General features: G+C 47.7%; 17 protein-coding genes. 8 read left to right on the forward strand and 9 right to left on the reverse strand.

From position 1 onward, the window contains the following. Positions 1-177 precede the first annotated feature (177 nt). Entirely contained in the window at positions 178-1,980 is a 1,803-nt protein-coding gene (locus ACRBG0_RS20535; protein WP_431488722.1) for a tetratricopeptide repeat protein, read from the forward strand. Positions 1,981-2,078: 98 nt separating this feature from the next. Here ACRBG0_RS20535 and rpmH read toward each other — a convergent pair whose 3' ends face one another. From rpmH to serS, 4 genes are all read right to left on the reverse strand, one after another. Continuing rightward, a complete protein-coding gene (gene rpmH / locus ACRBG0_RS20540) occupies positions 2,079-2,234 on the reverse strand; it encodes a 50S ribosomal protein L34 (RefSeq protein WP_071596869.1) in 156 nt (51 codons plus the stop codon). A 95-nt stretch (positions 2,235-2,329) separates the two neighbouring features. Beyond that, positions 2,330-2,893 (reverse strand): ribosome recycling factor, encoded by a 564-nt coding sequence (gene frr, locus ACRBG0_RS20545; RefSeq protein ID WP_431488723.1) that lies wholly within the window; start codon positions 2,891-2,893, stop codon positions 2,330-2,332. A 119-nt stretch (positions 2,894-3,012) separates the two neighbouring features. After that, entirely contained in the window at positions 3,013-3,693 is a 681-nt protein-coding gene (locus tag ACRBG0_RS20550) for a zinc metallopeptidase (RefSeq protein WP_431488724.1), read from the reverse strand. Positions 3,694-3,803: 110 nt separating this feature from the next. Then, on the reverse strand, positions 3,804-5,078 hold the full coding sequence (serS, locus tag ACRBG0_RS20555) for a serine--tRNA ligase (RefSeq protein ID WP_431488725.1): 1,275 nt from the start codon (positions 5,076-5,078) through the stop codon (positions 3,804-3,806). Between the two features lie 373 nt (positions 5,079-5,451). On the opposite strand from serS, the gene rho reads away from it, so the two are divergent. After that, a complete protein-coding gene (gene rho, locus ACRBG0_RS20560) occupies positions 5,452-7,425 on the forward strand; it encodes a transcription termination factor Rho (RefSeq protein WP_431488726.1) in 1,974 nt (657 codons plus the stop codon). A 474-nt stretch (positions 7,426-7,899) separates the two neighbouring features. Here the strand turns inward: rho and ACRBG0_RS20565 are convergent, their stop codons facing one another. The 3 genes from ACRBG0_RS20565 to ACRBG0_RS20575 are packed head-to-tail and all read right to left on the reverse strand — an operon-like array spanning position 7,900 to position 10,145. Further along, complete coding sequence (locus ACRBG0_RS20565) at positions 7,900-8,730, reverse strand: biotin-dependent carboxyltransferase family protein (RefSeq protein WP_431488727.1); 831 nt, start codon at positions 8,728-8,730, stop codon at positions 7,900-7,902. After that, positions 8,723-9,418, reverse strand: a complete 696-nt coding sequence (locus tag ACRBG0_RS20570; protein WP_431488728.1) for a carboxyltransferase domain-containing protein — start codon at positions 9,416-9,418, stop codon at positions 8,723-8,725. Before ACRBG0_RS20570 ends, ACRBG0_RS20565 begins: the two co-directional genes overlap by 8 nt. Beyond that, the gene (locus ACRBG0_RS20575) at positions 9,390-10,145 is read right to left on the reverse strand and encodes a 5-oxoprolinase subunit PxpA (protein WP_431488729.1); all 756 of its coding nucleotides are present in this window, start codon (positions 10,143-10,145) and stop codon (positions 9,390-9,392) included. The genes ACRBG0_RS20570 and ACRBG0_RS20575 overlap by 29 nt, the downstream gene beginning before the upstream one ends. 466 nt (positions 10,146-10,611) lie before the next feature. On the opposite strand from ACRBG0_RS20575, the gene ACRBG0_RS20580 reads away from it, so the two are divergent. From ACRBG0_RS20580 to ACRBG0_RS20590, 3 genes are all read left to right on the forward strand, one after another. Then, positions 10,612-11,127 (forward strand): hypothetical protein, encoded by a 516-nt coding sequence (locus ACRBG0_RS20580; protein WP_431488730.1) that lies wholly within the window; start codon positions 10,612-10,614, stop codon positions 11,125-11,127. A 330-nt stretch (positions 11,128-11,457) separates the two neighbouring features. After that, entirely contained in the window at positions 11,458-14,406 is a 2,949-nt protein-coding gene (locus ACRBG0_RS20585) for a S8 family serine peptidase (RefSeq protein ID WP_431488731.1), read from the forward strand. Between the two features lie 5 nt (positions 14,407-14,411). Continuing rightward, positions 14,412-14,963: a dihydrofolate reductase family protein gene (locus ACRBG0_RS20590; RefSeq protein ID WP_431488732.1), complete on the forward strand. Its 552-nt coding sequence runs from the start codon at positions 14,412-14,414 to the stop codon at positions 14,961-14,963. Here the strand turns inward: ACRBG0_RS20590 and cydB are convergent. Continuing rightward, positions 14,957-15,991 (reverse strand): cytochrome d ubiquinol oxidase subunit II, encoded by a 1,035-nt coding sequence (cydB, locus tag ACRBG0_RS20595; RefSeq protein ID WP_431488733.1) that lies wholly within the window; start codon positions 15,989-15,991, stop codon positions 14,957-14,959. The genes ACRBG0_RS20590 and cydB overlap by 7 nt on opposite strands. A 52-nt stretch (positions 15,992-16,043) precedes the next feature. Beyond that, positions 16,044-17,411 (reverse strand): cytochrome ubiquinol oxidase subunit I, encoded by a 1,368-nt coding sequence (locus ACRBG0_RS20600; RefSeq protein WP_431488734.1) that lies wholly within the window; start codon positions 17,409-17,411, stop codon positions 16,044-16,046. A 264-nt stretch (positions 17,412-17,675) separates the two neighbouring features. Between ACRBG0_RS20600 and ACRBG0_RS20605 the strand changes: the two genes are divergently transcribed. From ACRBG0_RS20605 to ACRBG0_RS20615, 3 genes are all read left to right on the forward strand, one after another. Then, entirely contained in the window at positions 17,676-19,094 is a 1,419-nt protein-coding gene (locus ACRBG0_RS20605; protein ID WP_431488735.1) for an MBL fold metallo-hydrolase, read from the forward strand. A 45-nt stretch (positions 19,095-19,139) separates the two neighbouring features. Then, positions 19,140-20,765: a 4Fe-4S dicluster domain-containing protein gene (locus tag ACRBG0_RS20610; protein WP_431488736.1), complete on the forward strand. Its 1,626-nt coding sequence runs from the start codon at positions 19,140-19,142 to the stop codon at positions 20,763-20,765. Between the two features lie 146 nt (positions 20,766-20,911). Next, on the forward strand, positions 20,912-23,779 hold the full coding sequence (locus ACRBG0_RS20615; protein WP_431488737.1) for a molybdopterin-dependent oxidoreductase: 2,868 nt from the start codon (positions 20,912-20,914) through the stop codon (positions 23,777-23,779). Positions 23,780-23,784: the final 5 nt, after the last annotated feature.

A 23,784-nucleotide genomic window follows, 5' to 3' on the forward strand; every position in this document is an offset into this window, starting at 1 on the left:
TCGAACTTCTGTTTTTTTAGAATGGCTAAGTTGCTTTTGGCAGCTTAGCCATTTGTCTTTTTGTAATCATGGAAATGAGAAAGCAACTTTTATAGCTAGGTACCGTTTTTATTAATGCATAGCGATCTCTACCTTGCAGAACGCAAAGGACCTGAGAAGAATACAAGTTAGACCACAATGACACGATACCTGATAATACTGATCGTAAGCTTAATAAGCCTAACCATTGGTAGTACCCAAAACGCTCGATTGGCGCAGCAGTATTTTCAAAATGGAGAATACGAAAAAGCAGCGGAGTTATATGCTGATCTTTACCAGAGTAATGGTAATAATGATTTTTTCTTTGATCGGTATTTTGATTGTTTACTGGCGTTAGAAAATTACGATGAAGCAGAAACAGTCATTAAGCGCCAGATTCGACGTAATGATGGTAATGTACAACTCAATGTCTCTTATGGCACTTTGTTGGAGCGTTTGGGGCGTTATGAGGAAGGAGAAGAACAGTTTCGAGCAGCCATTGATAACATTCCTGCCGATCAATACTCGGTAACTCGCCTTGCTAATGCCTTTATTCGGCAAACCAAGTACAATTTTGCAATTGAGACCTATGAAAAAGGTGCCGAATTGCTTCGTGATGAGCGTATTTTTTCCTACAATCTAGGAGATCTTTATCGGCGAATGGGGGAAAGCCAACCGATGATTGGCGCTTACCTTAATGCAATGGACGATAATCCTGATCGGATAAGTCAGCTGAAAATAATTTTTCAACGCTACCTTTCGGAAGCTGATTATCAGGAGTTACAAACACAACTTTATGAAAAAATTCAGGGAGGAAATGAAAACCCTGTTTTCCCGGAGTTATTAGCTTGGGTGTTTGTCCAACGCAAAGATTATCGCAATGCCCTACGTCAGGTGAAGGCGCTTGATCGCCGACTTAATGAGAATGGCCTACGGATTTATGAGTTGGGGGAGATCGCCATAGAGGATAAAGACTACGATGCGGCGATCCAGGCCTTTGATTACTTGGTAGAAGAAAAAGGCCAGACCTCTACGTTGTATCTCGACGCTAAACGGCAAGCCTTGCGCGCTCGTCGTGCGAAGCTGGTAGAAGGGTATGCTTATACCCAGGAGGAACTAGCAGAATTGGAAAAGCAATACCTGTTCTTTTTAGAAGAATTTGGCAGTAACCGTGCCACGGCGGCGATTATCCTCGAGTTGTCGGAATTACAGGCTATTTACATGGACAAACTGGATAGCAGTATTGTATTACTGGAAGATATGACTACTTTCCCTGCTACAGACCCTAATGTACAGGCGCGCGGAAAATTAGCTTTGGCTGATTATTACCTGATGAAGGGGGATATTTGGGAATCGACGCTATTGTATTCACAGGTAGATAAAGCTTTTAAAGAAGATATCTTGGGGCATGAAGCTCGTTTTCGTAATGCGCGGTTGGCCTATTATAATGGCGACTTTCAATGGGCTCAGGCTCAATTTGATGTCTTGAAGGCGTCAACCTCAAAGCTTATTGCTAACGATGCGTTGGATTTGTCGGTTTTCATCATGGACAACCTCGGGTTGGATACCACGACGCAAGCACTACAAATGTATGCAGATGCCGATTTGCTGGTTTTTCGCAACCAGTTTGATGCAGCCTTTGCTAAAATGGATAGCCTCTTAGTTGCATTCCCTGATCATTCTTTGCAAGATGATATTATGTATCTGAAAGCTGGTGTATTCCGTAAAAAAAGAGAATATGAGGCTGCTGCTGAATTGTACGAGCAAATTGTTGAGAAATTCCCTGAAGATATCCGCGCTGATAATTCCCTTTTTGCCTTAGCAGCATTGAACGAAAAATTCTTGGGGGATACGGAAAAAGCAATGACTTTGTACGAAAATCTTTTTATTGACTATTCGGATAGCACTTTTGCAGTAGAAGCACGTAAGCGCTTTAGGGCTTTACGCGGGGATAATATTTAGTGGGATATTGGTAATCCCGTTAGTCTTTCTTAAACACAAAAAGCGCTTTCAGCCAACGGCTGAAAGCGCTTTTGCGTTAGAAACAAAAGGAAGTGAAATTACTTCGAGTGTCTCTGATCGCTGACGGTCAGTTTATGACGGCCCTTGGCCCGGCGGCGTGCCAGTACCTTGCGCCCGTTCTTGCTGCTCATGCGCGAGCGGAAGCCATGCTTATTGCTGCGTCGTCTGCGGGAAGGTTGAAATGTTCTTTTCATCGCTTTTATATTTACTAGCAGCGAAAGACTGCCGCTTTTTCCAAAAGTGTCGCAAAGGTAAGGGGAATAATCTAAGTATCCTAACCTTCAAGTGATTAAATGGTGAGAATATCGCCCTCTTTGTGCTCTATGTGGGCGTCTACTTTTGTTTCGTAGGATTTTACCAGCTTCTGGGCCTCGTCTTCCGCGCGTTTTCCTGCATCTTCAGGGTAGCCGTTTTTGACTGTTTGCTTGATACCGTCCATTAATTCTTTGCGGACACTGCGGATACTTACTTTGGCTTCCTCCCCTTTTTCTTTGGCGGTTTTAACCAGCTGCTTACGGCGATCTTCGGTAAGTGGCGGAATAGAAATGCGAACCAATTCACCATCGTTTTGTGGTGTAACCCCCAAGTTGGCTTCAAAGATTGATCTTTCAATAGGGGGGATCATCGTCTTTTCCCAAGGTTGGATCGTGATAGTGCGGGCATCAGCCACAGCAATATTGGCCACTTGGCTCATCGGCGTTTGAGAGCCATAGTAATCCACGAGCAAGCCTCCAACGAGCTTGGGGTTAGCTTTGCCGGTGCTTATCCTTGATAATTCTTTTTCAAGGTGCTCTATACTATGATCCATGCTTTCTTTAGCTAGGGAAAAGTATTCATCAATATCTTCTTGCATAATAAGTCATTCAAGGTAAAAAAAGGGGAAAGGGGGTATCCCTATAAAATGCTCCCAAAGATAAACAGCAGCGCATCAATATCAAAATACTTATTTTTTGCGCAATACTAACGATGTAATTAGTCGCGACCAGCTAGGCTCATGATGAGGTACAATAGTACGACCAGAGAAGATAAAGCTGCTACCACATAGGTGGTTGCTGCCCACCAAAGTGCATCTTTAGCACCCTCGTGCTCGCTACCACGGGTGTAGTTGCTTTCTTCCAACCAAGCCAATGCCCGGTTACTAGCGTCAAATTCTACCGGCAAAGTCACCAAACTGAAGAGGGTTGTGATTCCAAAAGCGGCAATAGTGAGGTACAGCAAAAAGTTGCTGCCTGCAACGCCAAACATCCCTAAAGCAAACAACAAGAGGTACTGTTGGGCCTTAGATGCTAAGCTTACAGCGGGTACCATAGCCGAACGAAATTTTAACCAGGCATAAGCCGTGTTGTGCTGTACGGCATGCCCACACTCGTGTGCTGCAACAGCTGCAGCTGCTACGTGTCGGCCATGAAAGACCTCGGGGCTGAGGCTTACGGTCTTTGTAGCAGGGTTGTAGTGGTCGGTCAGCATTCCTTGTCCTTGCGCGATTTTTACGTCGTGGATACCATAGTGCTCTAGCATGGTCTGCGCAACCTCGGCTCCTGATCTCCCATTGCTAAGAGGAACATTGGAATAACGTCTGAATTTCGACTTGAGTCGATTGCTTACCAACATGCCGATAAAAGAAAAGATGCCAACGATGACAATATATCCCATTAGTCAAGTTTTTTTAAGTTTAGATCATGCTGGGCTTTACTTTGAAAGGAATGCGATCAAAATAAGTCCCCAGCAGAATCTTAGACGTAAGACCTCGCGAAAGGTTACGTTTAAATGGTCGTGAAGCCTGTGTAGCTATGCAAGACTTTTGGTAAAACAATACCATCATCAGTCTGGTTGTTTTCCAATAAAGCTGCATAAATACGGGCCAAAGCCAGCGCGCTACCGTTAAGGGTATGGGCGAGTTGGGTGCCCTTGTCTGTGCGGTACCGAAGCTTTAGGCGGTTGGCCTGGAAGTCTTCAAAGTTAGAGACAGAGCTTACCTCCAGCCAACGGTCTTGAGCTGCAGAATACACCTCGAAATCAAAAGTCAATGCAGAGGTGAAACCAAGGTCTCCACCACATAAACGCAAGATGCGGTAGGGTAGTTCGAGCTTTTGCAGAATGCCTTCTACGTGCTTAAGCATTTCCATCAGCGTCTCGTAAGACTTATCAGGGTGCTGAAGTTGAACGATTTCGACCTTGTCAAACTGATGCACGCGGTTCAGACCACGTACATGTGCGCCGTAAGAGCCTGCTTCCCGTCGGAAACAAGGCGTGTAGGCCGTCATTTTAATCGGGAAGTCTTCTTCATTGAGGATGACATCACGATAAACATTGGTAACGGGTACCTCAGCGGTGGGGATTAAATAAAGGTCATCCTCATTGACGTAATACATCTGCCCTTCTTTATCAGGCAGTTGTCCGGTGGCTGTGGCCGTCTCTTCGTTGACCAGGTGTGGAGGTATGATTTCTTCATAGCCGGCAGCAGCAGCTTCGTCAAGGAAGAAGTTGATTAAGGCACGCTGAAGGCGTGCACCTTTTCCCCGGTACAAAGGAAAGCCAGAACCAGTGATTTTTACACCCAGTTCTAGGTCAAAAAGGTCTTTCTCTTTGGCGAGCTCCCAGTGTGGACGAGCGTTTTCTGGTAGTTGAGGCAGCGGCCCATCCCAAGCTTTGAATACTTCATTGTCTTCATCAGTATTGCCAGCAGGCACTGATTCGTGAGGCATATTGGGAATAGTATATAGGGCTTGGCGCAACGCTTCCACTGTATTTTTTAAATCCTGCTCCAGGATACCTGCTTTTTCTTTAAGTTCCGAAACTTCTTGGCGCAACTCAGTGGCTTTGTCTTTTTGACCAGACTTGAAGAGGTCGCCAATCTGCTCGGAGAGCTGATTGCGCGTAGCAAGTGTACTGTCCAGTTCTGTTTGGAGCGCTTTGCGCTGATCATCGAGGACTAGTGTCTGGTCAACAATCTGCAAATCTTCTTCTTTGAAGTTGCGTTTTAGTAAGCCAGCTTTAAGCTGGGCAAGGTTTTCGCGGATAAATGAAGTTCTGAGCATCTAACTTTTTGCTTGTTTGCCTTGTTAATACAATAGAAAGCAGGAAAAAATTACCGAAAAGCAGTATTTTTTGCAAAGATAGTATTTGGATTAAAAAAAATAACGCTATTTTTGCGCTGCAAACATGCCAAGCTACTCTTCCACCTTTGTAGTCCCTACAATCCTTGGGTGAGCATCTTTACAGCAATTCTTAGTTTTCCCTGGTTGACATGATGTCATTTTTTAATTCCTCGAATGCTGCGGGGAGCTTCATGTTGAATACTAGTCAGTAAGAAAAGCCCTTTACGCATTATTGCACCCTACAATTTTGGGACCTCCCAAAATAATCTACTCTCCTAAACTTTCCGTACAAGAAAAAGTAACATTACTCTATATGTTTGATATTTTGCAGTTGAATGACATGCTCGTCCCCGAGCTGAAGGATCTGGCTGAGAAAATGGGCATGACCAGCTACAAGCGCCTCAATAAACAAGAACTTATCCTCAAGATTCTGGACCATCAGGCCGTCGTTGGCGCTGCTGGCGGTGTGACCCCCGCACCTAAGAAAGAAGCGAAGCCTAAAAGTACAGCAACAGCTAAAGCACCTGCTCAAAAGCCAAGCCGTAGTCGTACCGCTCCTAAAAAGGGCGATGACAAGAAAGCTGACGATAAGAAAGAAGAAAAAGAATCACAGGATAATCAGCGGGATTCTGAAGAAGATCGCGCTGCCCGACGTGCCAAAGCAGTACGTAAGCGTGGTCGTCAAGACGAAGATAAGAAGGAAGAAGGAAGTGATGATCGTCGTGACCGCCGTGATAGCCGTGACCGTCGTGATGATGATCGCCGCGACAATCGCGACCGCCGTGATAATCGCGATGATGACCGCCGTGATAACCGTGACCGCCGCGACAATCGTGATGATCGTGATAATCGCCGTGATGGAGATGATCGCCGCGATAACCGCGACCGCCGTGATAATCGTGATGATGACCGCCGTGATAACCGCGACCGTCGCGACAACCGCGATGATCGGGATGATCGCCGTGATAACCGCGACCGCCGTGACAATCGTGATGATGATCGTCGCCGTAATAATGATAGCAAGGATGATCAAAACAATGATCGCCAAGATCAGGAGAATGGAGCAGATCGTGATGATCGTCCACGTCGCGACGACAAGCCTCGTCGGGAGGAAAAACCTCGTCGTGAGCCTAAAGAGAAGCCCGAAGATGTATTCGATATCGAATTAGATGGTATTATCGAAGGAGAAGGTATTTTGGAAATGATGCCTGATGGCTACGGTTTCCTGCGTTCTGCTGACTATAATTACCTGACCTCTCCGGATGATATATACGTTTCGCCTTCTCAGATCAAATTATTTGGTCTGCGTACGGGAGATACGGTACAAGGTGCAATTCGCCCTCCGAAAGAAGGAGAAAAGTACTTCGCTTTGCTGCGAGTGTCCAAGATCAATGGTCTAGACCCTAGAGAAGTGAGCGAGCGTGTACCTTTTGACTACCTCACGCCTTTGTTCCCGACGGAGCGTTTCAAACTGACGACTTCTCCTACAGGTCGTGATTTTGGTAATCGCCTGATCGATATGTTTACGCCCCTTGGTAAAGGACAGCGTGGCTTAATCGTAGCACAGCCAAAATCTGGTAAGACCTTCTTGTTGAAGGATATTGCCAATGCTATTTCTAAAAATCACCCTGAATCTTACCTGATTATCCTACTCATCGACGAACGTCCTGAGGAAGTAACAGATATGAAGCGTAGCGTGAAAGCAGAAGTAATCGCCTCTACCTTTGATGAACCTGCTGATAACCACGTACGTGTGGCGGGCGTGGTGCTCGAAAAGGCAAAGCGGATGGTAGAATGTGGCCACGATGTAGTGATCCTGTTGGATTCTATCACTCGTTTGGCCCGTGCTTACAACACCGTAGCTCCTGCCAGTGGCAAGGTACTTTCCGGTGGTGTAGAAGCCAACGCGCTACAGAAACCTAAGAAGTTCTTTGGTGCTGCCCGTAATATCGAGCATGGTGGTTCACTCACCATTTTAGCGACCGCGCTTACGGAGACCGGCTCTAAGATGGATACGGTGATCTTCGAAGAATTCAAAGGTACCGGTAACATGGAGCTTTCACTGGATCGTAACCTCGCTAACAAGCGGATGTACCCAGCGATTGACCTTACTTCTTCTAGTACTCGTCGCGAAGACTTGCTTATGGACAAAGACACCCTACAACGGATGTTTATCCTGCGCAATCACCTTTCTGACATGAAGCCGGACGAAGCGTTTGATTTCTTACGCAAAAACATGATCCACACTTCTAGCAACGATGAGTTCCTCTCTTCGATGAATGGATAAGAAGTACTGGGTATTAGGATTTTGATCCACCCGGAACATTATGAATAAAAAAAACAGGCTGCTCCGAGCGAATCGGGGTGGCCTGTTTTTGGTATAGGGTATCTTTTGGGTTGTGTGGGTAATGGTGTTGTGGGGGTAAACGCCATTATGATACGGCTGTCCACCGCTTCTTCGTGCAGTGCAGGGTAAGATATCCTGCTCTACGGAGCGATTATCTCATAGTGAAATCGGCTTAGTATCTTCTTGCTTTAACTTTGCTGATCGTTTTATTTCCCCTAGAGGTTCAGGGTTGACCAGGCCTAGCGATGTGGAAGGGTAGCGCCGCCTTGAAGCGGTGCTAGACGGCCTACTGTTTGCTGTGCCGAAGGCCAGTAAGCAGTAGGCCGGCCGAGCGAATAGCGAGCCCTGCAACGTAGCGCCCCCGCAAAAAGCGGGGGAGGCTCCAAGGAATTAAAGAACTCGTTGTTCAAAAACTCATTTCAATCTAAACCGGACCTCTCTCCCTAGTGGAATCTGATTCAAAGCAGCTAAATGCCGCTCCCGCAAGTAAGCAATGCGTGGATAACCTCCGGAGATTTGACCATCTTGGAGAAGGACGATAGGTAAACCGCTGGGTGGCAACTGGATGAACCCAGGCAAGACGGGCAAGCTGTGCTTCAGTTGGTAGCTTGTGCTTTCGAGCCGTTCTCCCCGTAAGCGGAGGCCCATGCGGTTGCTGTCGCTGCCGATGGTGTAGGTGATGTCTTGCAGCTGACGCTGGGCTGCATCACTTAATAAGGCAAACTCTGGCCCTGGGAGGATGGGGATGTATTTCTTTTCGACGTTATGTTCTTTGTTGCTTTCCCATTCGATGATGTCGCCTTTTTTGAGCATCCGGCCTTGGTAACCTCCTATGCCTGCGTTGAGGTAGGTGGCGTAGGAATTGTAGACCTTGTCAACTTGCAAAGTGCCGTTGATGGCAATGTAGCCCCGCAAACCATTCGTGGCCATTTTTCCACTGAGGATATCCCCAGGCTGGATGTCGATAAGGGTATGCAGCACCACTGGGGTATCGTTGAGCGCCCACTGGAAATCGGCTCCGCTGATGGCGATCTGCGCAGTATCGTGAAACTTTATCGTTGGTGCTACGGAAGTACATTCGATGAGGGGAATATCTTCGGATAGGTTCAATAAAAGGAGGGCGATCTTGGCCGCATTGCGATCCATAGCACCCGACGGGGGGATGGCGTAGTAGGCCAAGCCTTTCCGGCCTGCATCCTGGATGGTGGTGAGCAGGCCGGGTTTGATGATCTCGAAGTTAGGCATTGTAGGCGATGAGGTTGAGTTGTTGAGCATTGATTTGGGTAAACTCCTCTGAGGTGATTTGGACACACTGAATCCGGTCTTGCAAATTCAGCGGGAGGGGAGGCAATTGTGGGATTTGCAGGATCGAAACGGGTACCTGGCCAATGACGTGCCAGCCTCCGGGGCTATCGAGCGCATACAAGCCCAGGTATTTGCCGCCAATGGCCACGGAGTTGGCTTTTACGTATTTAGCGGGCACTGACTTGCGGGGGACGTGCAAGGTTTTGGGTAAACCATCCAGATAAATGAAGCCGGGTAAGAAGCCGAACATAGCTACGGTGAAATCTGTCGCCAGGAGCTGGTGGATAATTTCTTCTTTGCTTAACCCTGTGGTTGTGCTTACGCCTTGCCAATCTTCGTGATCTGAAAAATAGATGGGTAGGCGGTAGGTCTTGGTGGGTTGTTGGCTGGAGGCTTGGAGGCTTGTGAAGCGGTCAATTTTGGAGTCGTCAAAAAGAGCATTTAATTTTAAGCAGATCTCTTGCTCGGTGACGATGACCTCGTCGATAAAGTCGAACTTTTTTTCGTAGATGAGCTTACCCAGCGTGGCTAGGGTTCCTTCCTCTGTCGGATGAATGAGCAGGAAGTCATTGTTGAAATTTTGAACTTTGAATTCCGAATTATGCAGGTGCAGTGATCTTGACGTCATTTTCTCTCAAGTAATTATAAATGGTTTGGCTCAAACTTACGGCTCCTGGCGTGTCGCTGTGGAGGCAGATGGTGTCTACCTTGATTTTTGCGATCGTTCCATCGGTCAGGCGGACTTCTTCCTTTAGAAAGCCTTTTACTTGTGTTAACACGTCCTCGGGGGTATGAAGGACGGCATCGGAGTAGGCCCGGCTTCTAAGTTGGGTTATTTGCTGGTAGCGGCGATCAGCGAAGCCTTCCTGGATGACGCCGACCCCATGAGCTGCACAATAACCAACGATGTTAGCATTGGCTAAAGTTACAATTTTCAGGACAGGGTCGATGGTTTTGACGGTGCTTACGAATAGCGCTGCCAATGTATCGTTTACCAATAAATCATTGTAAAGTGCCCCGTGGGGCTTTACGTGATGGAGGCGTTGGCCGTAACTTTCTACCATTCCTTTGAGGGCACCTATTTGATAGACTAAATCTGCCATCAATGTCTCCGGATCTATTTTTAGCGACTTCCTGCCAAAATTTTCGCGGTCATTGTACGAAGGGTGCGCTCCGATTTTGACACGGTGTTTAATGGCTGCCCGAACCGTTTGGGTCATGAGTTGCGGCGTTCCGCTATGGAATCCACAAGCGATGTTGCAGGAGGAGATGAAGGGCATGATTTCTTCATCATAGTTGCGATTTTGCCCGTCTTTTAGTTCGCCCGTGTCGCAATTGAGGTCGATGGTCTGCATGGTGGAGTGTAGGTCTGATTTGGTGGAAGTGAAGTTTAAAGTTACTGCTTTTGGGGTTGTTTGTTTAGGTGCGGGGTGCGGGGTGCTGGGTGCGGGGTGCGAAAAAACTTCCGACTTTAGGTGCGGAGTGCTTGAAATAGATTGAAAAATGCCTCAGGATAGTGATGTTTCGAGGCGTTTTTTTAGTGGGTAGGCCGGGATTCCGATCTTCTATCGGAACAAGCACAAGTGGATAGTAACGGTATGCGCGCAATGGCTCTGCCATGAGCTGAACAGCCCGTCCCGACTAGAAAAGCCGGGACGGGAGACGGCATGACTCTTAGTCAATGCAAATCACTCTCGATAGATCCGATAGAATTATTAGGAAGTGGAAAAACAACTGTTTTTCGTTGGTCTAAATCGGGGCGATCTCTCTATTTTCGCCTCAATTTCTAAGTAATCAACCTTAAATAAAGAAAAATTCACCATGGCTAAACCATCTTCTACTTCCATGACTATGCGCGTTATTCACCGATACCTGGGCTTTTTCCTGGTGGGTATTATGGCTGTTTACTCGATGAGTGGTATCGTGCTGATATTTAGGGATACTGATTTCCTTAAATTAGAACACCACTTTGATAAGCAGTTGGAAGCCAATATTAGCCCTGAAAATCTGGGGCAGGCGCTTGATCTGCGCAAGTTAAAAGTAGACAAAACCGAGGGTGGGATTTACTATTTCAAAGAAGGGACCTACAATAGTGCTACTGGTGCTGCAAGCTATAGCTTGAAGGAGTTGCCTACGATTCTGAAAAAAATGACGCATTTGCATAAGGCAAAATCATCGGAGCCGTTGTTTTTTCTCAATATCTTCTTCGGCTTGTCGCTCTTGTTTTTCGTGATTTCTTCTTTTTGGATGTTTATGCCCAAGACGGAAGTTTTTCGAAAAGGCTTGTACTTTACGCTGGGTGGGATTGTGCTGACGCTGATTTTGCTGTTTGTGTAAAAGGGTGTAAAAGTTGGAAGGGTGTAAAGGTGTAAAGGAGCGTTCAACCATCGGGTATTTCAAAGCCGGATGTGGAAATGTATCTACACTCTCACCCAATTCAAAGTGACTATGCGGTGAAAAAATCCGCACCTTGTATTCAGTACTTTTTTAGTATTTCGATGATTTACTAGCTGATATGAGAACTGTAGCACCCTTTGCAAAGTGTAATTTTACTGTGTTAACCTGCACCTTATTGGCTAACTTCGCGTTTAGAGCTTGTTTGGGACTTGATTTTCGCTACGAAACTGGCCCCAAGCTCTAGCAAGTTAATCCCATAAAATTACGCTCATGGCTCGTTATAGCATTGTACTGCTGCTCTGTTTGACTTTTCAGGTGACTCAAGTTTCACTTACTGCCCAGTCTTCTGCTTTTGTTGCGGGAGAATTGTTGGTGCAAATGGAAGAGGGATACAGCTTCCCATCTTGGTTGCGCGACTGGAATCGTACACACACTGATCAGCAGCAGTTGACGTTGGTAAAAGAAGTGTCTCGACCGGTGAATATATGGTTGGTGCGTTTTGATGAAATGACTGTTTCAGGAGAGGAACTGATCACGGTTATTCACCCCGATCGCCGCATACGTGCTGTTCAGCATAACCATAGTGTTACGTTGCGTGCCGTGCCGACGGACGCCCTTTTTGATAGTCAATGGCAATACAACAATACAGGCCAAAGCGGGGGTACTATTGATGCCGATATTGATGCCGTAGAAGCCTGGGATGTAACTACTGGCGGCAATACACTTACGGGAGATACCATCGTAGTGGCGGTATTAGATAACGGTATCGATATCACCCACCCTGATTTTCAGGCCAACCGCTGGTACAACCACGCTGAAATTCCAAATAATGGGATGGATGATGATAACAACGGCTACGTAGATGACTACGAAGGGTGGAGTACCGTGAGTAATAACGATAATATTGCGGGCGGATCGCACGGTACTGCTGTTTCGGGTATCATCGGTGCCGATGGCAATAACGAACTGGGCGTAACAGGGGTGAATTGGCACGTGAAGGTGATGCACATTCGTAATAATTTCAATTCCTCAGAAGCGAAAGTGATTGAAGCTTATTCTTATGCATTGGAGCAACGCCAACGTTACAATGCTTCCGGTGGGGCAGAAGGCGCTTTTGTGGTAGCTACCAATGCTTCTTGGGGAGTAGATGAAGGGCAGGTGGCTGATGCGCCGATATGGTGTGGATTTTACGATGTACTTGGTGAAGCTGGAATCATCAATTGTGCAGCCACCGCCAATGACGATATAGATGTTGAAGTATTCGGGGATTTACCTACGGCCTGTCCGAGTGATTATCTCATCGCTGTGACCAATACGGATCATAATGATATAAAAGAAGTAGAAGCAGGCTATGGTGCCATAAGTATAGACCTGGGCGCGCCTGGAACCGGGGCTTACAATATTACGAATGGTGGTGCTTATGGAGGTTTTGGCGGTACTTCTGGAGCGACGCCTCACGTAGCGGGTACGGCGGCATTGTTGTATAGTTTGGACTGTCCGGCACTTTCGGCTCTTACCCAAGCTGACCCGGCGGCGGCGGCATTGCTGATCAAAGAAGCGATCCTGGCGGGGGTGGACCCTAATGCCTCGTTGGCAGGAATCACCACTACGGGAGGAAGATTGAATGTGGCCAACAGCATCCAGTATCTGCTGAATTTATGCGATGGCTGTATCCCTGCTAGCTCGGTTCAATTGGCTGACTTTAGTGTTTCAACAGCGACGATCATTTGGAATACCAATGACAGTCTGGAGTCTGTTGATTTGCGCTGGCGGGCTATTGGTGAGATGAATTGGACCTTGGTAACCGATGCCCAAAGCCCGTTGGTGATCTCTGGACTGACGGCATGTGGAAGTTATGAATACCAGGTGCAATCGAATTGTGCCAGTGATGTGATTCCGTTTGGCAATAGCCGGTTTTTTACTACTGATGGATGTTGTACTGCTCCGGAAAACGTGGAGCTTACGCCTTTGTCGGACGAGGTAGTTTCTTTTGTTTGGGCCCCCGTTACAGCTGCTCAAAGTTTTGAACTTCGTTATCGCGTGCAAGGAACCAGTCCTTGGACGGTACTGTCGAGTACGGTGCCTCAAAATACCGTTGATGGCCTAGAACGCTGTACCATTTACGACTACCAGTTGCGCACCGTTTGTGCCGATGAAGTAACAGCCTGGACCGCTTTGACTACTTTTATTACAGGCGGCTGTGGCCCTTGTTTAGACCTGGATTACTGTATGCCAGAGAATGTTTTCTCTACACAATATGAGCATATTTCACAGATAGAAATAGGAGGTTTCTTTACCAATGCGTCGAGTGCAGAAGCCGGAGGGTATGCTGATTTTGGGCAATTGCTTGCAGCACCAGTATTAGAAGCAGGGGTAACCTACCCGATCTTGCTTACTCCTGGATTTCCTGAAACAGGGGCAGCTTCGGAAGATTGGCGTATCTGGTTAGACCTTGATCACAATGGAAGTTTTACAACCAATGAGATCATTTTTGATGGTGACCCTTCTTCTGATCCGGTCAATGGATTTATTACCATTCCTGCCAATACCAACCTCGGAGTAACCAGGATGAGAATCATGATGCAGTTTAGTTTGGCAAATTCTAGCCCTTGCCCGTTTGTTGGTAGTTTTGGTGAAATAGAGGATTACTGCGTAGATATCATCGCCATCGAAGAATGTGTTAACCCTTTGGGTTTTGTAAGGGAGTTTATTGATGCGAATAACGTACAAATTATTTGGGAGGCCGTTCCCGGAGCGCTAGACTACCAGGCGGATTATCGCTCGGCAGGTGGTGTTGATTGGCTACCAGCTATGGTGACAGGAAATCAGGTGTTACTCTCTGGTCTGGACAGTTGTGCAGAGTACACCTTACGGGTAAAAACGTTGTGCAACGGATCGGAAAGTGAAAGCTATAGCTTTTTTGATTTTGATACCTGCCCGGTAAATGCAGTTGACTTGTTAGAGAATGAAAAAAGTTGGGTGCTAGCTCCAAATCCGTTTAATGATCAACTAGAAATAAGGGCTTTGAACTTCCCGACCAGCGGAGATATGACTTTGGCGATAATAGATGGTCTGGGCCGACCATTGGTAAAAGCAAATTGGCCATTAGGGCAGGGGAGTAGCAAGATTAATATGACTGATTTTCCAGCAGGTTTGTATACCGTTGCCTTGTACCGGAATGGTCAATTGTGGAGTGTGAAGCGAGCGGTAAAGCAGTAGAATAAATGAAAAACAAAAACAAAGTATTCATCGCCACCAGCCTCGACGGCTACATCGCTGATAAAAATGGCGGCATCGACTGGTTGTTTTCTATCCCTAACCCAGATCAAATAGATATGGGTTACAGCGCATTTACGGCCCAGATAGATGCGTTGGTGATGGGGAGAACCACCTTTGAAACAGTTTGCGGCTTTGATGTAGATTGGCCTTACAAAAAGCCAGTGTTTGTTTTGAGCCGTACCTTGACAGAGATACCTGCAGCGTACAAAGACAAAGTTTTCCTGGTGAAGGGTACTTTGACAGAGGTTTTGGCACACATTCATGAGCAGGGTTTTCATCATCTTTATATTGATGGAGGGGCGACGATTCAGAGCTTTTTGAAAGAAGACTTGATTGATGAGATGATCATCACTACGATTCCTGTATTGCTGGGCGGCGGTTCTCCTTTGTTTGGGGATCTATCAGCGACATTGGCATTTGAGTGTACGGGGTCCACGATTTTCTTGGATAAGGTGGTACAAAATCATTACCGAAGAGTTCGGGAAACGCATCAATAGCTGGTCTCATCTAGCTCTACCTTTCCTGCAAAAGTTTTGTAAACGAAAAAAGTATAACCACTGACGAGCGGTATTCCAATTGCGGCAAAAAGCAGCATAATACCCAGCGATTTCTCTGAAGAGGCGGCATTGTACACATCCAGGCTATAGGCTGGATCAGTGGTTGATAAAAGAATGGTCGGGTAGACTTCGATGGCTACCAAGATCAGCAAAAAAGCGATGCTGAGTGCCGAAAAGAAAAAGGCTTGCCGAAACTTGCGCTTACTGGCCAGACGAGGGATGTTGGCGATACTCAAAAAGGCTAAAATAGGAACGATAAACAATGCTGGGTTTCCACGGAAGTCATCGGATAAATGCGGGATGTAAATTAAGGTGTATAGACTGGTAATACTGAACAAAACAATAAAAGCAATAATGCCCCGCTTGAGCAATATGGTGAGTTTGGCATACAGCCGCCCCTCTGTTTTCATCAATAGGTAGATGGCACCGTGCATCATGAACAGGGCTAGGGTAGTAAGCCCCATTAAAATAGCATAGGGATTGAGAAAGGCCAGCCAGTCACCTGAGTATTCTTTGTCAGCCCCAATGGGCATTCCTTGCAATACATTACCCAATACGACACCTAGCGCTATTGCCAAGGTGATACTAGCTATGCTGTAGGTAATATCCCAGGTTTTTCGCCACCACAGCATGGGTTCCTTACTTCGGAACTCAATACTGATAGCGCGTAGAATCAAAAACAGGAGAAATAACATAAACGGAATATACATGGCCGAAAAAAGGGTGGCATAAACGTGCGGGAACCCTGCGAAAAGTGCGCCGCCACCAATGACTAGCCATACCTCGTTACCGTCCCACACCGGGCCGATAGCATTGAGGGCAATCCGACGACTTTGTTCCTTACGGAAAAACAAATGCCAAGCACCGGCACCAAGATCAAAACCATCGAGAATAGCATAGCCGGAAAAGACGGCTCCTACTACCAAAAACCATAAAGTGGGATAATCAAAGCCAAGAAAAGTTGCCATAAGGAGAGGAATTAGAATTGTTGTTGGAAGAGAAGGTGCATGATATCATTGATTATCCATCAATCATGGCTTTTTGTTTTGGGCGTTGATCTATGAGGTCGTGGTCATCGGGGCCGTGTTTGATCTTCTTATTGAGCAGGTAGATGAAAAGGGAAAAGAGCAATAAGTAGACAATGCTAAACATAATGAGCGAGAAGAGGACCTGGTTGGCAGTGACAACCTTGGATAAGGCATCGGAGGTCCGCAAGTGGCCATACACCACCCAAGGTTGTCGGCCCATTTCGGCAGCAAACCAGCCTACCTGATTGGCCACTTGGGGAAGCAGTACTGCCCAGGCAAAAATGGTGAGTAGCCAGCGGTGTTCGAAAAGCTTGCCACGCCACCATTGCCACGAAGCGTAGAGTGTGAGGCCGATCAGAGCCATTCCAATGGCGATCATCAGATGATAAAACTGAAAGATGGCATTAAGTGCCCCAGGGCGATCTTCTTCCGGGAAAGCATTGAGCCCCGTTACGGGTGCGTCGAAGTCAAAGTGGGTAAGAAAGCTGAGCCCGCCAGGGATTTTGAGGCCTGTCACCTGTTGTTTTTCTTTATCTACCCAGCCGAATAAGTACATATCTGCAGGTGCCAGCGTATCAAAGTGGCCTTCTAGCGCCGCCAGCTTGGCCGGTTGATTTACAGCGACACCATCAGCTGAGCGGTGTCCGGTAAATAACTGAGCCAGCGAAAAAACGGTAGCGACACCCAGCGCAATCTTGAACGCTTTTTTAGATAATTCTACGTGTCTCCCTTTAAGGAGGTAGTAGGCGTGGACACTCATGACCAAAAAGGCTCCTGCCAGAAAAGCTCCAATCCATACATGGGAAAGGCGATCGACACTGGAAGGGTTGAAGACCATGGCCCAAAAATCGGTAATCTCTGCTCGGGCTTCCATCCCTTCTCCTACAATGTGATAGCCTGCTGGGGTTTGTTGCCAACTGTTGGCCACTACGATCCATACGGCCGAGAACATGGAGCCCAGCCAAACACCCAGCGTAGCAATGAAGTGAACCTTGGAGCTCACTCGGTTCCAACCAAAAAGTAAGACGCCGAGGAAGCCGCTCTCGAGTGCAAAAGCAAAAATGCCCTCGGCGGCAAGCGCGCTACCAAAAACATCACCGACGTAGCGGGAGTAGGTCGCCCAGTTGGTACCAAACTCAAATTCCATGACAATGCCCGTAGCAACACCAATACCAAAGGTGAGCGCGAAAATTTTCGTCCAAAAACGAGCCATTGTCTCGTAAACTTTGTCACCCGTACGGAGATACTGCCCCTCCATGATTACCATAATCAAGCCCAGCCCAATGCTGAGAGGGGGGTAGATATAGTGAAAAGAGATGGTGAAGGCAAACTGGAGTCGGGAAAGAATTTCAACATCCATCAGCACTTGTTTTGAGCAATTAAGAATTTGTTAGTCTTACTATTTTAAACAGTATAGAGCTACGTTTTAATAACACCTCTTGAGGTTTTTATTCTTGTTTAGAGTCATTCTATATAGAATGTAAAATACCTGAAAAAACTTGACTTTCTAAGTGATCAAGGTCACGATTGGGGAAAAGGAACAGCGGAACACTTTAATATATGAACACATTTTCATACTTTTATCCGGTAGCAAGCAGTTCTGCCGGAAGAAAATAGAGAAAATATGATCATTGAGCAAATTTACACGGGGTGTTTGGCCCAGGGAGCTTATTATATAGAAAGTGAAGGAGAAGCCGTTATTATTGACCCTTTACGGGAAACGCAGCCCTATTTGGAACGTGCCAATAAGAATGGTGCCAAGATCAAATACATTTTTGAGACCCACTTTCATGCGGATTTTGTTTCCGGTCATTTGGATTTAGCAAAGAAGACGGGGGCGGTCATTGTTTACGGGCCAACTGCGGATACTGCTTATGAGAAGCACCTTGCTACCGACGGCGAAGAATTCAAAGTAGGAGCGCTCACTTTCCGGGTTTTACATACCCCTGGGCATACGCCAGAGAGCACAAGTTATCTATTGCTGGATGCCAATGGGAAAGAGCACGCTGTCTTTACCGGTGATACATTATTTATTGGTGATGTAGGGCGCCCTGATCTGGCTCAAAAGAAAGGAAGTCTAACGAAGGAAGATCTAGCGGGATGGTTGTACGATAGCTTGCGAAATAAAATAATGACCCTGCCCGACGAGACGATTGTTTATCCGGCACACGGTGCCGGTTCGGCTTGTGGTAAAAACATGAGTTCAGAAACCTGGAGCACTTTGGGTGAGCAAAAAAACTCGAACTATGCCCTGCGTGCGGACATGACCAAAGAGGAGTTTATTAAAGAAGTAACGGATGGCTTGCTACCACCGCCACAGTATTTTGCTAAAAATGCAAAACTCAATAAAACAGGCTACGAAAGTATTGATGAGGTGATGGAGAAAGGTGCGAATCCTTTGAGTCCGCGAGAATTTGAAGCGGTAGCAGAGAGCACTGATGCGTTGGTTTTAGATGTGCGCAACCGCGAAGATTTTGTACAAGGTTTTATTCCTAATTCGATTTTTATAGGTTTAGATGGCAGTTTTGCTCCTTGGGTAGGTGCATTGATTGCTGATTTGCAGCAGCCGATTTTACTGGTTGCGCCAGCAGGTCAGGAGGCCGAAGCCGTAAAGCGACTCGCGCGAGTGGGTTACGATAATACCTTGGGCTACCTCGAAGGAGGAATGGCCGGCTGGAAGAAAGCAGGAAAGGAAGCAGACGAAATTGAAAGTATCAACGCATCGGAGTTTGCCAAACAGCAACAAGCGGGTGAAATCCACATACTGGATGTACGCAAACCCGGTGAATGGTCGGGAGAGCATTTGGAAGGTGCGCAGCATTTTCCTTTGGATTTTCTGAACAACCACATGGGGTCCATCGATCCGAAGCAAACTTATTACGTACACTGCCGCAGTGGTTATCGATCTACAATTGCGGCCTCTATCCTGCGAGCACGAGGCTACAAAAAACTCATCAACGTGCAGGATAAGTTTGAAGCTTTTGGAAAAGCCGGAATGGCGGTGACTGATTTTGTTTGTCCAACTACTCAAGTGAACGGCTAGTTAATTCAATGCTATTCCTAAGCTCTTAGCCAAAAAAGAAAATTTATGAAATACGGTTTTGTCATAGACAATCGGAAATGTATTGGTTGTCATGCTTGTACGACTGCTTGTAAATCGGAGCACAATGTACCCGTGGGCGTCAATCGTACCTGGGTAAAGCAGGTAGAAAAAGGTGAATTTCCCGATTCCCGGCGCTTGTTCTCGGTGATGCGTTGCAACCATTGTACGGATGCACCCTGTGTGGAAATTTGTCCGACGGAGGCACTCTTTGTAAGAGAAGACGGTATTGTGGATTTTGATAAGGATCGCTGCATCGGGTGTAAATCTTGTATGCAGGCCTGTCCTTATGATGCGCTTTACATTGACCCGGAAACAAGTACAGCGGCCAAGTGCAACTACTGCGCCCACCGCATAGATGTAGGGTTGGAGCCCGCCTGTGTAAACGTATGCCCAGAGCATGCGATCATCTCTGGTGATATGGAAGACGCTGGTTCGGAAATAGCCCAGTTGCTAGCTCGCCAAGCCGTGAAAGTTCGAAAACCTGAGAAAGGTACTCAACCCAATCTCTTCTATATAGATGCGGATGAAGCGTCGCTCAACCCATCGGCAACAGTGGATACAGGGAAGTATCTCTGGAACTCGCAAACAACAGGCGTAGGGCATTTTGCCAAAGAAGCTGAAAAACTGGCCTTCAGTAATGGTGATGTAATAGCAGCGGTACTAGAAGCCAATAACCAATACACGAATGCTGGAGAAGTAGCCAAGGATGGCCCCAAGAAATCGGTAGAAGTACTGATGGGCAAGGAAGCCCGCCGGGTTTATGATACACCCAACAAAGGAATTCTTTGGGGCTGGGAAGTATCGGGTTACGTATGGACCAAGGCCATCTCGGCAGGCGTGCTGCTGGTGCTCTTTTTGGCCACGTTTTTTGGTGATGTGGTGCCAACGGTTGCTACCCAGTGGTGGACTTACGGTCTGGGCCTGGTGTTTTTGTCACTGACCGGTTTGTTGCTGGTGATGGATTTGGACCAGCCGAAGCGCTTCCTTTACGTATTGCTGCGGCCGCATTGGGGCTCATGGTTGGTTAAAGGTGGGTACACGATTACCGTTTATGGCGGTTTGTTGACGCTGTTGATGGCTGGGCTGTTTTTTGGATGGGAAAGCCTAAATGAAATAGCGACCTGGATTACAGCTGCCGTGGCGGTTGTGGTAGCCGTATATACTGCTTTTCTATTTGGACAAGCGAAAGGCCGCGATTTTTGGCAAAGCCCGACGCTGGCTATCCATATGTTGGTACATAGCTTTATGGCGGGGGCGGCAACCTTGGCGCTGGTTGCTTTGCTGACGAATGACAGCTTGGGTTGGACTGACTTTCTGGCAACGGTAATGGCTGTGGGGATTGGGGTGAACCTGCTGACAATGGTCGTAGAATTGACGATGACGCACCCTACCGTTGCGGCCCATGAAGTGGTAAAGATGATAACCAAAGGCCGCTACGCTACGACCTTTTACCTGGGAGCAGTACTGCTGGGGAATATCATTCCACTGGTGTTATTGCTGATGGGGGCTAGCCAGATGATGATTGCTTTGGCTGGTATAATGGTACTGGCTGGTATTTATTTCACTGAAAAAATATGGGTGGAAGCGCCACAGCGGATTTCGTTGAGCTAAGGAAGTAGTCTCCAAAAACGCGCAAGCTGCCTGGAGGGCCTGAACGAAGTGAAGGGCCACGCCCATAGAAGGGCGGGGCGGAGCAAAGCGAACCCCAGAAGGGAGCGACCCGAAGGGATGCGCCCAAAAAGAAAAAAGTAAGAAGCATGACCAATAAGCAACCAAGTTTTATAGAAAGGATGGCCGAAAAGCTGGGCCTGATTCCTGACTTACAACAAAACCGGGAACCGGATTTGGAACGTATCGCTCCGGAAGGTGAGCTCACCCAATTTCCACCGATGGAGCAGTGGGATGACTGGACAGAATATGAAGCTACCGAGCACCCCAAGCGGGTAAAGCGCAACTATACGATAGTGCCGACGACCTGTTTTAACTGCGAAAGTGCTTGTGGCTTGACGGCCTATGTAGACAAGGACAGTCATGAAATTCGCAAATTTGAGGGCAACCCTCACCACCCTGGCAGCCGGGGGCGGAACTGTGCCAAAGGACCAGCGACGATCAACCAGATTACCGATCCTGACCGGATCTTGTACCCCCTGAAGCGCGTAGGTGAACGCGGCGAGGGCAAGTGGGAACGCGTGAGCTGGGACGAAGTGCTGGACGATATTGCTGGACGAATACGCAAAGCGCTACAAGAAAAACGCAACAATGAAGTGGCCTACCATGTGGGTCGCCCCGGACATGAAGGCTATGCCAACCGGGTGATTCAGGCCTGGGGCGTAGACGGGCACAATAGCCATACGAACATCTGCTCGTCGGGTGCTCGCTTTGGTTATAATCTGTGGTACGGCTATGATCGGCCTTCGCCAGACCATGCCAATGCCAAGTTTATCCTTCTGATTTCGGCCCACCTGGAGAGTGGCCACTATTTTAATCCGCACGCTCAGCGTATTATAGAAGCCAAGATGAAAGGGGCTAAGCTGGCTACGATGGATCCGCGCTTGTCGAATACGGCCAGCATGTCGGATTATTGGCTGCCTACCTATCCGGGCTCGGAAGCGGCGGTGATGCTGGCGATGGCAAAAATAATACTGGATGAAGGCTTGTACAATCGCCCTTTCCTTGAAAATTGGACCAATTGGCAAGCTTATTTACAAGCTCGCCACCCGGAGGCACCGCTGACCTTTGAGACTTACATCGAAAAAATGCGGGAAGAATATGCCGAGTATACGCCCGCTTTTGCGGAACAGGAAAGCGGTGTGCCAGCGGCAAGGGTAGAAGAAGTGGCGCGGGCCATTGGTGCGGCTGGCGAGCAGTTTGCCTCTCACAATTGGCGCAGTGCAGCGAGTGGAAACCTGGGGGGCTGGTGTGTATCGCGCGCGCTGCACTTTCTGACTGTACTGACTGGAAGTGTAGGTACCAAAGGAGGAACTTCCCCGAATAGCTGGAACAAGTTTTCGCCGCAGTTTGTCACGACGCCTCCGGGGCAAAAATTCTGGAATGAGCTGCATTTTCCGAACGAATATCCGCTCTCGTTTTTTGAAATGAGTTTCTTGTTACCCCACTTTCTGAAGGAAGGCCGCGGAAAGATGGACGTGTACTTTACGCGAGTATTCAACCCGGTGTGGACTTATCCTGATGGCTTTAGTTGGATGGAAGCGTTGATGGATAAGGATTTGGTAAACATGCACATCGCGTTGACGCCTACCTGGAACGAGACGGCCTTCTTTGCCGATTATGTGCTGCCGATGGGGCACTCTGCCGAACGGCATGACCTGAACAGCTATGCGACCCACTCGGGCATGTGGATAGCATTCCGGCAACCTGTACTGCGTGAAGCTGCGCGGCGGGCCGGTAAGGATGTGGAATTCACCTATGAAGTGAACCCTGGTGAAGTATGGGAAGAAGATGAATTCTGGATTGAATTGAGCTGGCGGATTGACCCTGATGGAAGTCTGGGCGTGCGCGAGCACTTTTTGTCACCTTACCGCAAAGGAGAGAAGATCACCATTGACGAATACTACCAGTACATCTTTGAACGTACCAAAGGGCTGTCTGAAACAGCGAAGAAAGAAGGCTTGACCGAGCTGGACTATATGCGTAAATATGGTGCCTTTGAGGTAGAGAAACACAGCTACTCGAAGCATATAACCGAATTGACGGCGGAGCAACTTGAAGGAAGTGTAACCGAAGAGGAAACGGGGCTGATCAAGAAAAACGATAAAGCGATAGGTGTATATGTGGATGGCAAAGCCGTGGTAGGCTTCCCGACGCCTTCGCGAAAGAACGAATTTTATTCGCAGACCATGGTCGATTGGGGTTGGCCTGAGTATGCTACGCCTACTTATATCAAGAGTCATATCCACCCGGATACTTTGGACAAAGAGAAGGGCGAGTACTGCTTGGTACCGACCTTCCGTTTGCCGACATTGATCCATTCGCGTTCAGGTAATGCGAAATGGTTGACAGAAATATCCAACCGTAACCCTATCTGGATGCACCCGGAGGATGCTAGCCGTTGGGGTTTTCGGACGGGTGACTTGGTACGATTGAATACCGATATTGGCTATTTTGTGGATAAAGTATGGGTAACCCAAGGGATGAAGCCGGGCGTGATTGCGTGTTCTCACCACTTGGGGCGTTGGCGCCGTAGGCAGGATGCCGGCAACCGCTGGGCCACCAATACGGTAAACATCAACCACGATGGGAAAGGCGGCTGGAAAATGTCGACCCTTTCCGGTGTGAAGCCCTTTGACAGTAAAGATGCCGATAGCAAACGGATTTTCTGGACAGACGGCGGGGTGCACCAAAATATTACTCATGCAGTACACCCTGATCCGATCAGTGGTATGCATTGTTGGCACCAGCGAGTACTCGTTGAACGCCCCCATGCGGATGACAACTACGGCGATATTTTTGTAGATACTGCCAAGGCGCACGAAAATTACAAGGAATGGCTGAAGATGACGCGCCCTGCACCGGGGCCTGGAGGACTGCGGAGGCCATTGTGGTTTAAGCGGCCATTGCGACCACAGGAGGAGATGTACTATCTCGATGAGTCGGGGGGAGAGTAGTGTTT

This window comes from Lewinella sp. (assembly GCF_050633125.1).
Taxonomy (GTDB): Bacteria; Bacteroidota; Bacteroidia; order Chitinophagales; family Saprospiraceae; genus Lewinella.

What these genes read in the sequence shown, in the direction of transcription:
- ACRBG0_RS20535 (WP_431488722.1), top strand. Translation starts at nt 178, where the DNA reads ATGACACGATACCTGATAATACTGATCGTAAGCTTAATAAGCCTAACC.
- ACRBG0_RS20605 (WP_431488735.1), top strand. Translation starts at nt 17,676, where the DNA reads ATGATCATTGAGCAAATTTACACGGGGTGTTTGGCCCAGGGAGCTTAT.
- rpmH (WP_071596869.1), bottom strand. Translation starts at nt 2,234, where the DNA reads ATGAAAAGAACATTTCAACCTTCCCGCAGACGACGCAGCAATAAGCAT.
- ACRBG0_RS20570 (WP_431488728.1), bottom strand. Translation starts at nt 9,418, where the DNA reads ATGACGTCAAGATCACTGCACCTGCATAATTCGGAATTCAAAGTTCAA.
- serS (WP_431488725.1), bottom strand. Translation starts at nt 5,078, where the DNA reads ATGCTCAGAACTTCATTTATCCGCGAAAACCTTGCCCAGCTTAAAGCT.
- ACRBG0_RS20585 (WP_431488731.1), top strand. Translation starts at nt 11,458, where the DNA reads ATGGCTCGTTATAGCATTGTACTGCTGCTCTGTTTGACTTTTCAGGTG.
- ACRBG0_RS20610 (WP_431488736.1), top strand. Translation starts at nt 19,140, where the DNA reads ATGAAATACGGTTTTGTCATAGACAATCGGAAATGTATTGGTTGTCAT.
- ACRBG0_RS20575 (WP_431488729.1), bottom strand. Translation starts at nt 10,145, where the DNA reads ATGCAGACCATCGACCTCAATTGCGACACGGGCGAACTAAAAGACGGG.
- cydB (WP_431488733.1), bottom strand. Translation starts at nt 15,991, where the DNA reads ATGGCAACTTTTCTTGGCTTTGATTATCCCACTTTATGGTTTTTGGTA.
- rho (WP_431488726.1), top strand. Translation starts at nt 5,452, where the DNA reads ATGTTTGATATTTTGCAGTTGAATGACATGCTCGTCCCCGAGCTGAAG.
- ACRBG0_RS20600 (WP_431488734.1), bottom strand. Translation starts at nt 17,411, where the DNA reads ATGGATGTTGAAATTCTTTCCCGACTCCAGTTTGCCTTCACCATCTCT.
- ACRBG0_RS20550 (WP_431488724.1), bottom strand. Translation starts at nt 3,693, where the DNA reads ATGGGATATATTGTCATCGTTGGCATCTTTTCTTTTATCGGCATGTTG.
- frr (WP_431488723.1), bottom strand. Translation starts at nt 2,893, where the DNA reads ATGCAAGAAGATATTGATGAATACTTTTCCCTAGCTAAAGAAAGCATG.
- ACRBG0_RS20580 (WP_431488730.1), top strand. Translation starts at nt 10,612, where the DNA reads ATGGCTAAACCATCTTCTACTTCCATGACTATGCGCGTTATTCACCGA.
- ACRBG0_RS20590 (WP_431488732.1), top strand. Translation starts at nt 14,412, where the DNA reads ATGAAAAACAAAAACAAAGTATTCATCGCCACCAGCCTCGACGGCTAC.
- ACRBG0_RS20565 (WP_431488727.1), bottom strand. Translation starts at nt 8,730, where the DNA reads ATGCCTAACTTCGAGATCATCAAACCCGGCCTGCTCACCACCATCCAG.
- ACRBG0_RS20615 (WP_431488737.1), top strand. Translation starts at nt 20,912, where the DNA reads ATGACCAATAAGCAACCAAGTTTTATAGAAAGGATGGCCGAAAAGCTG.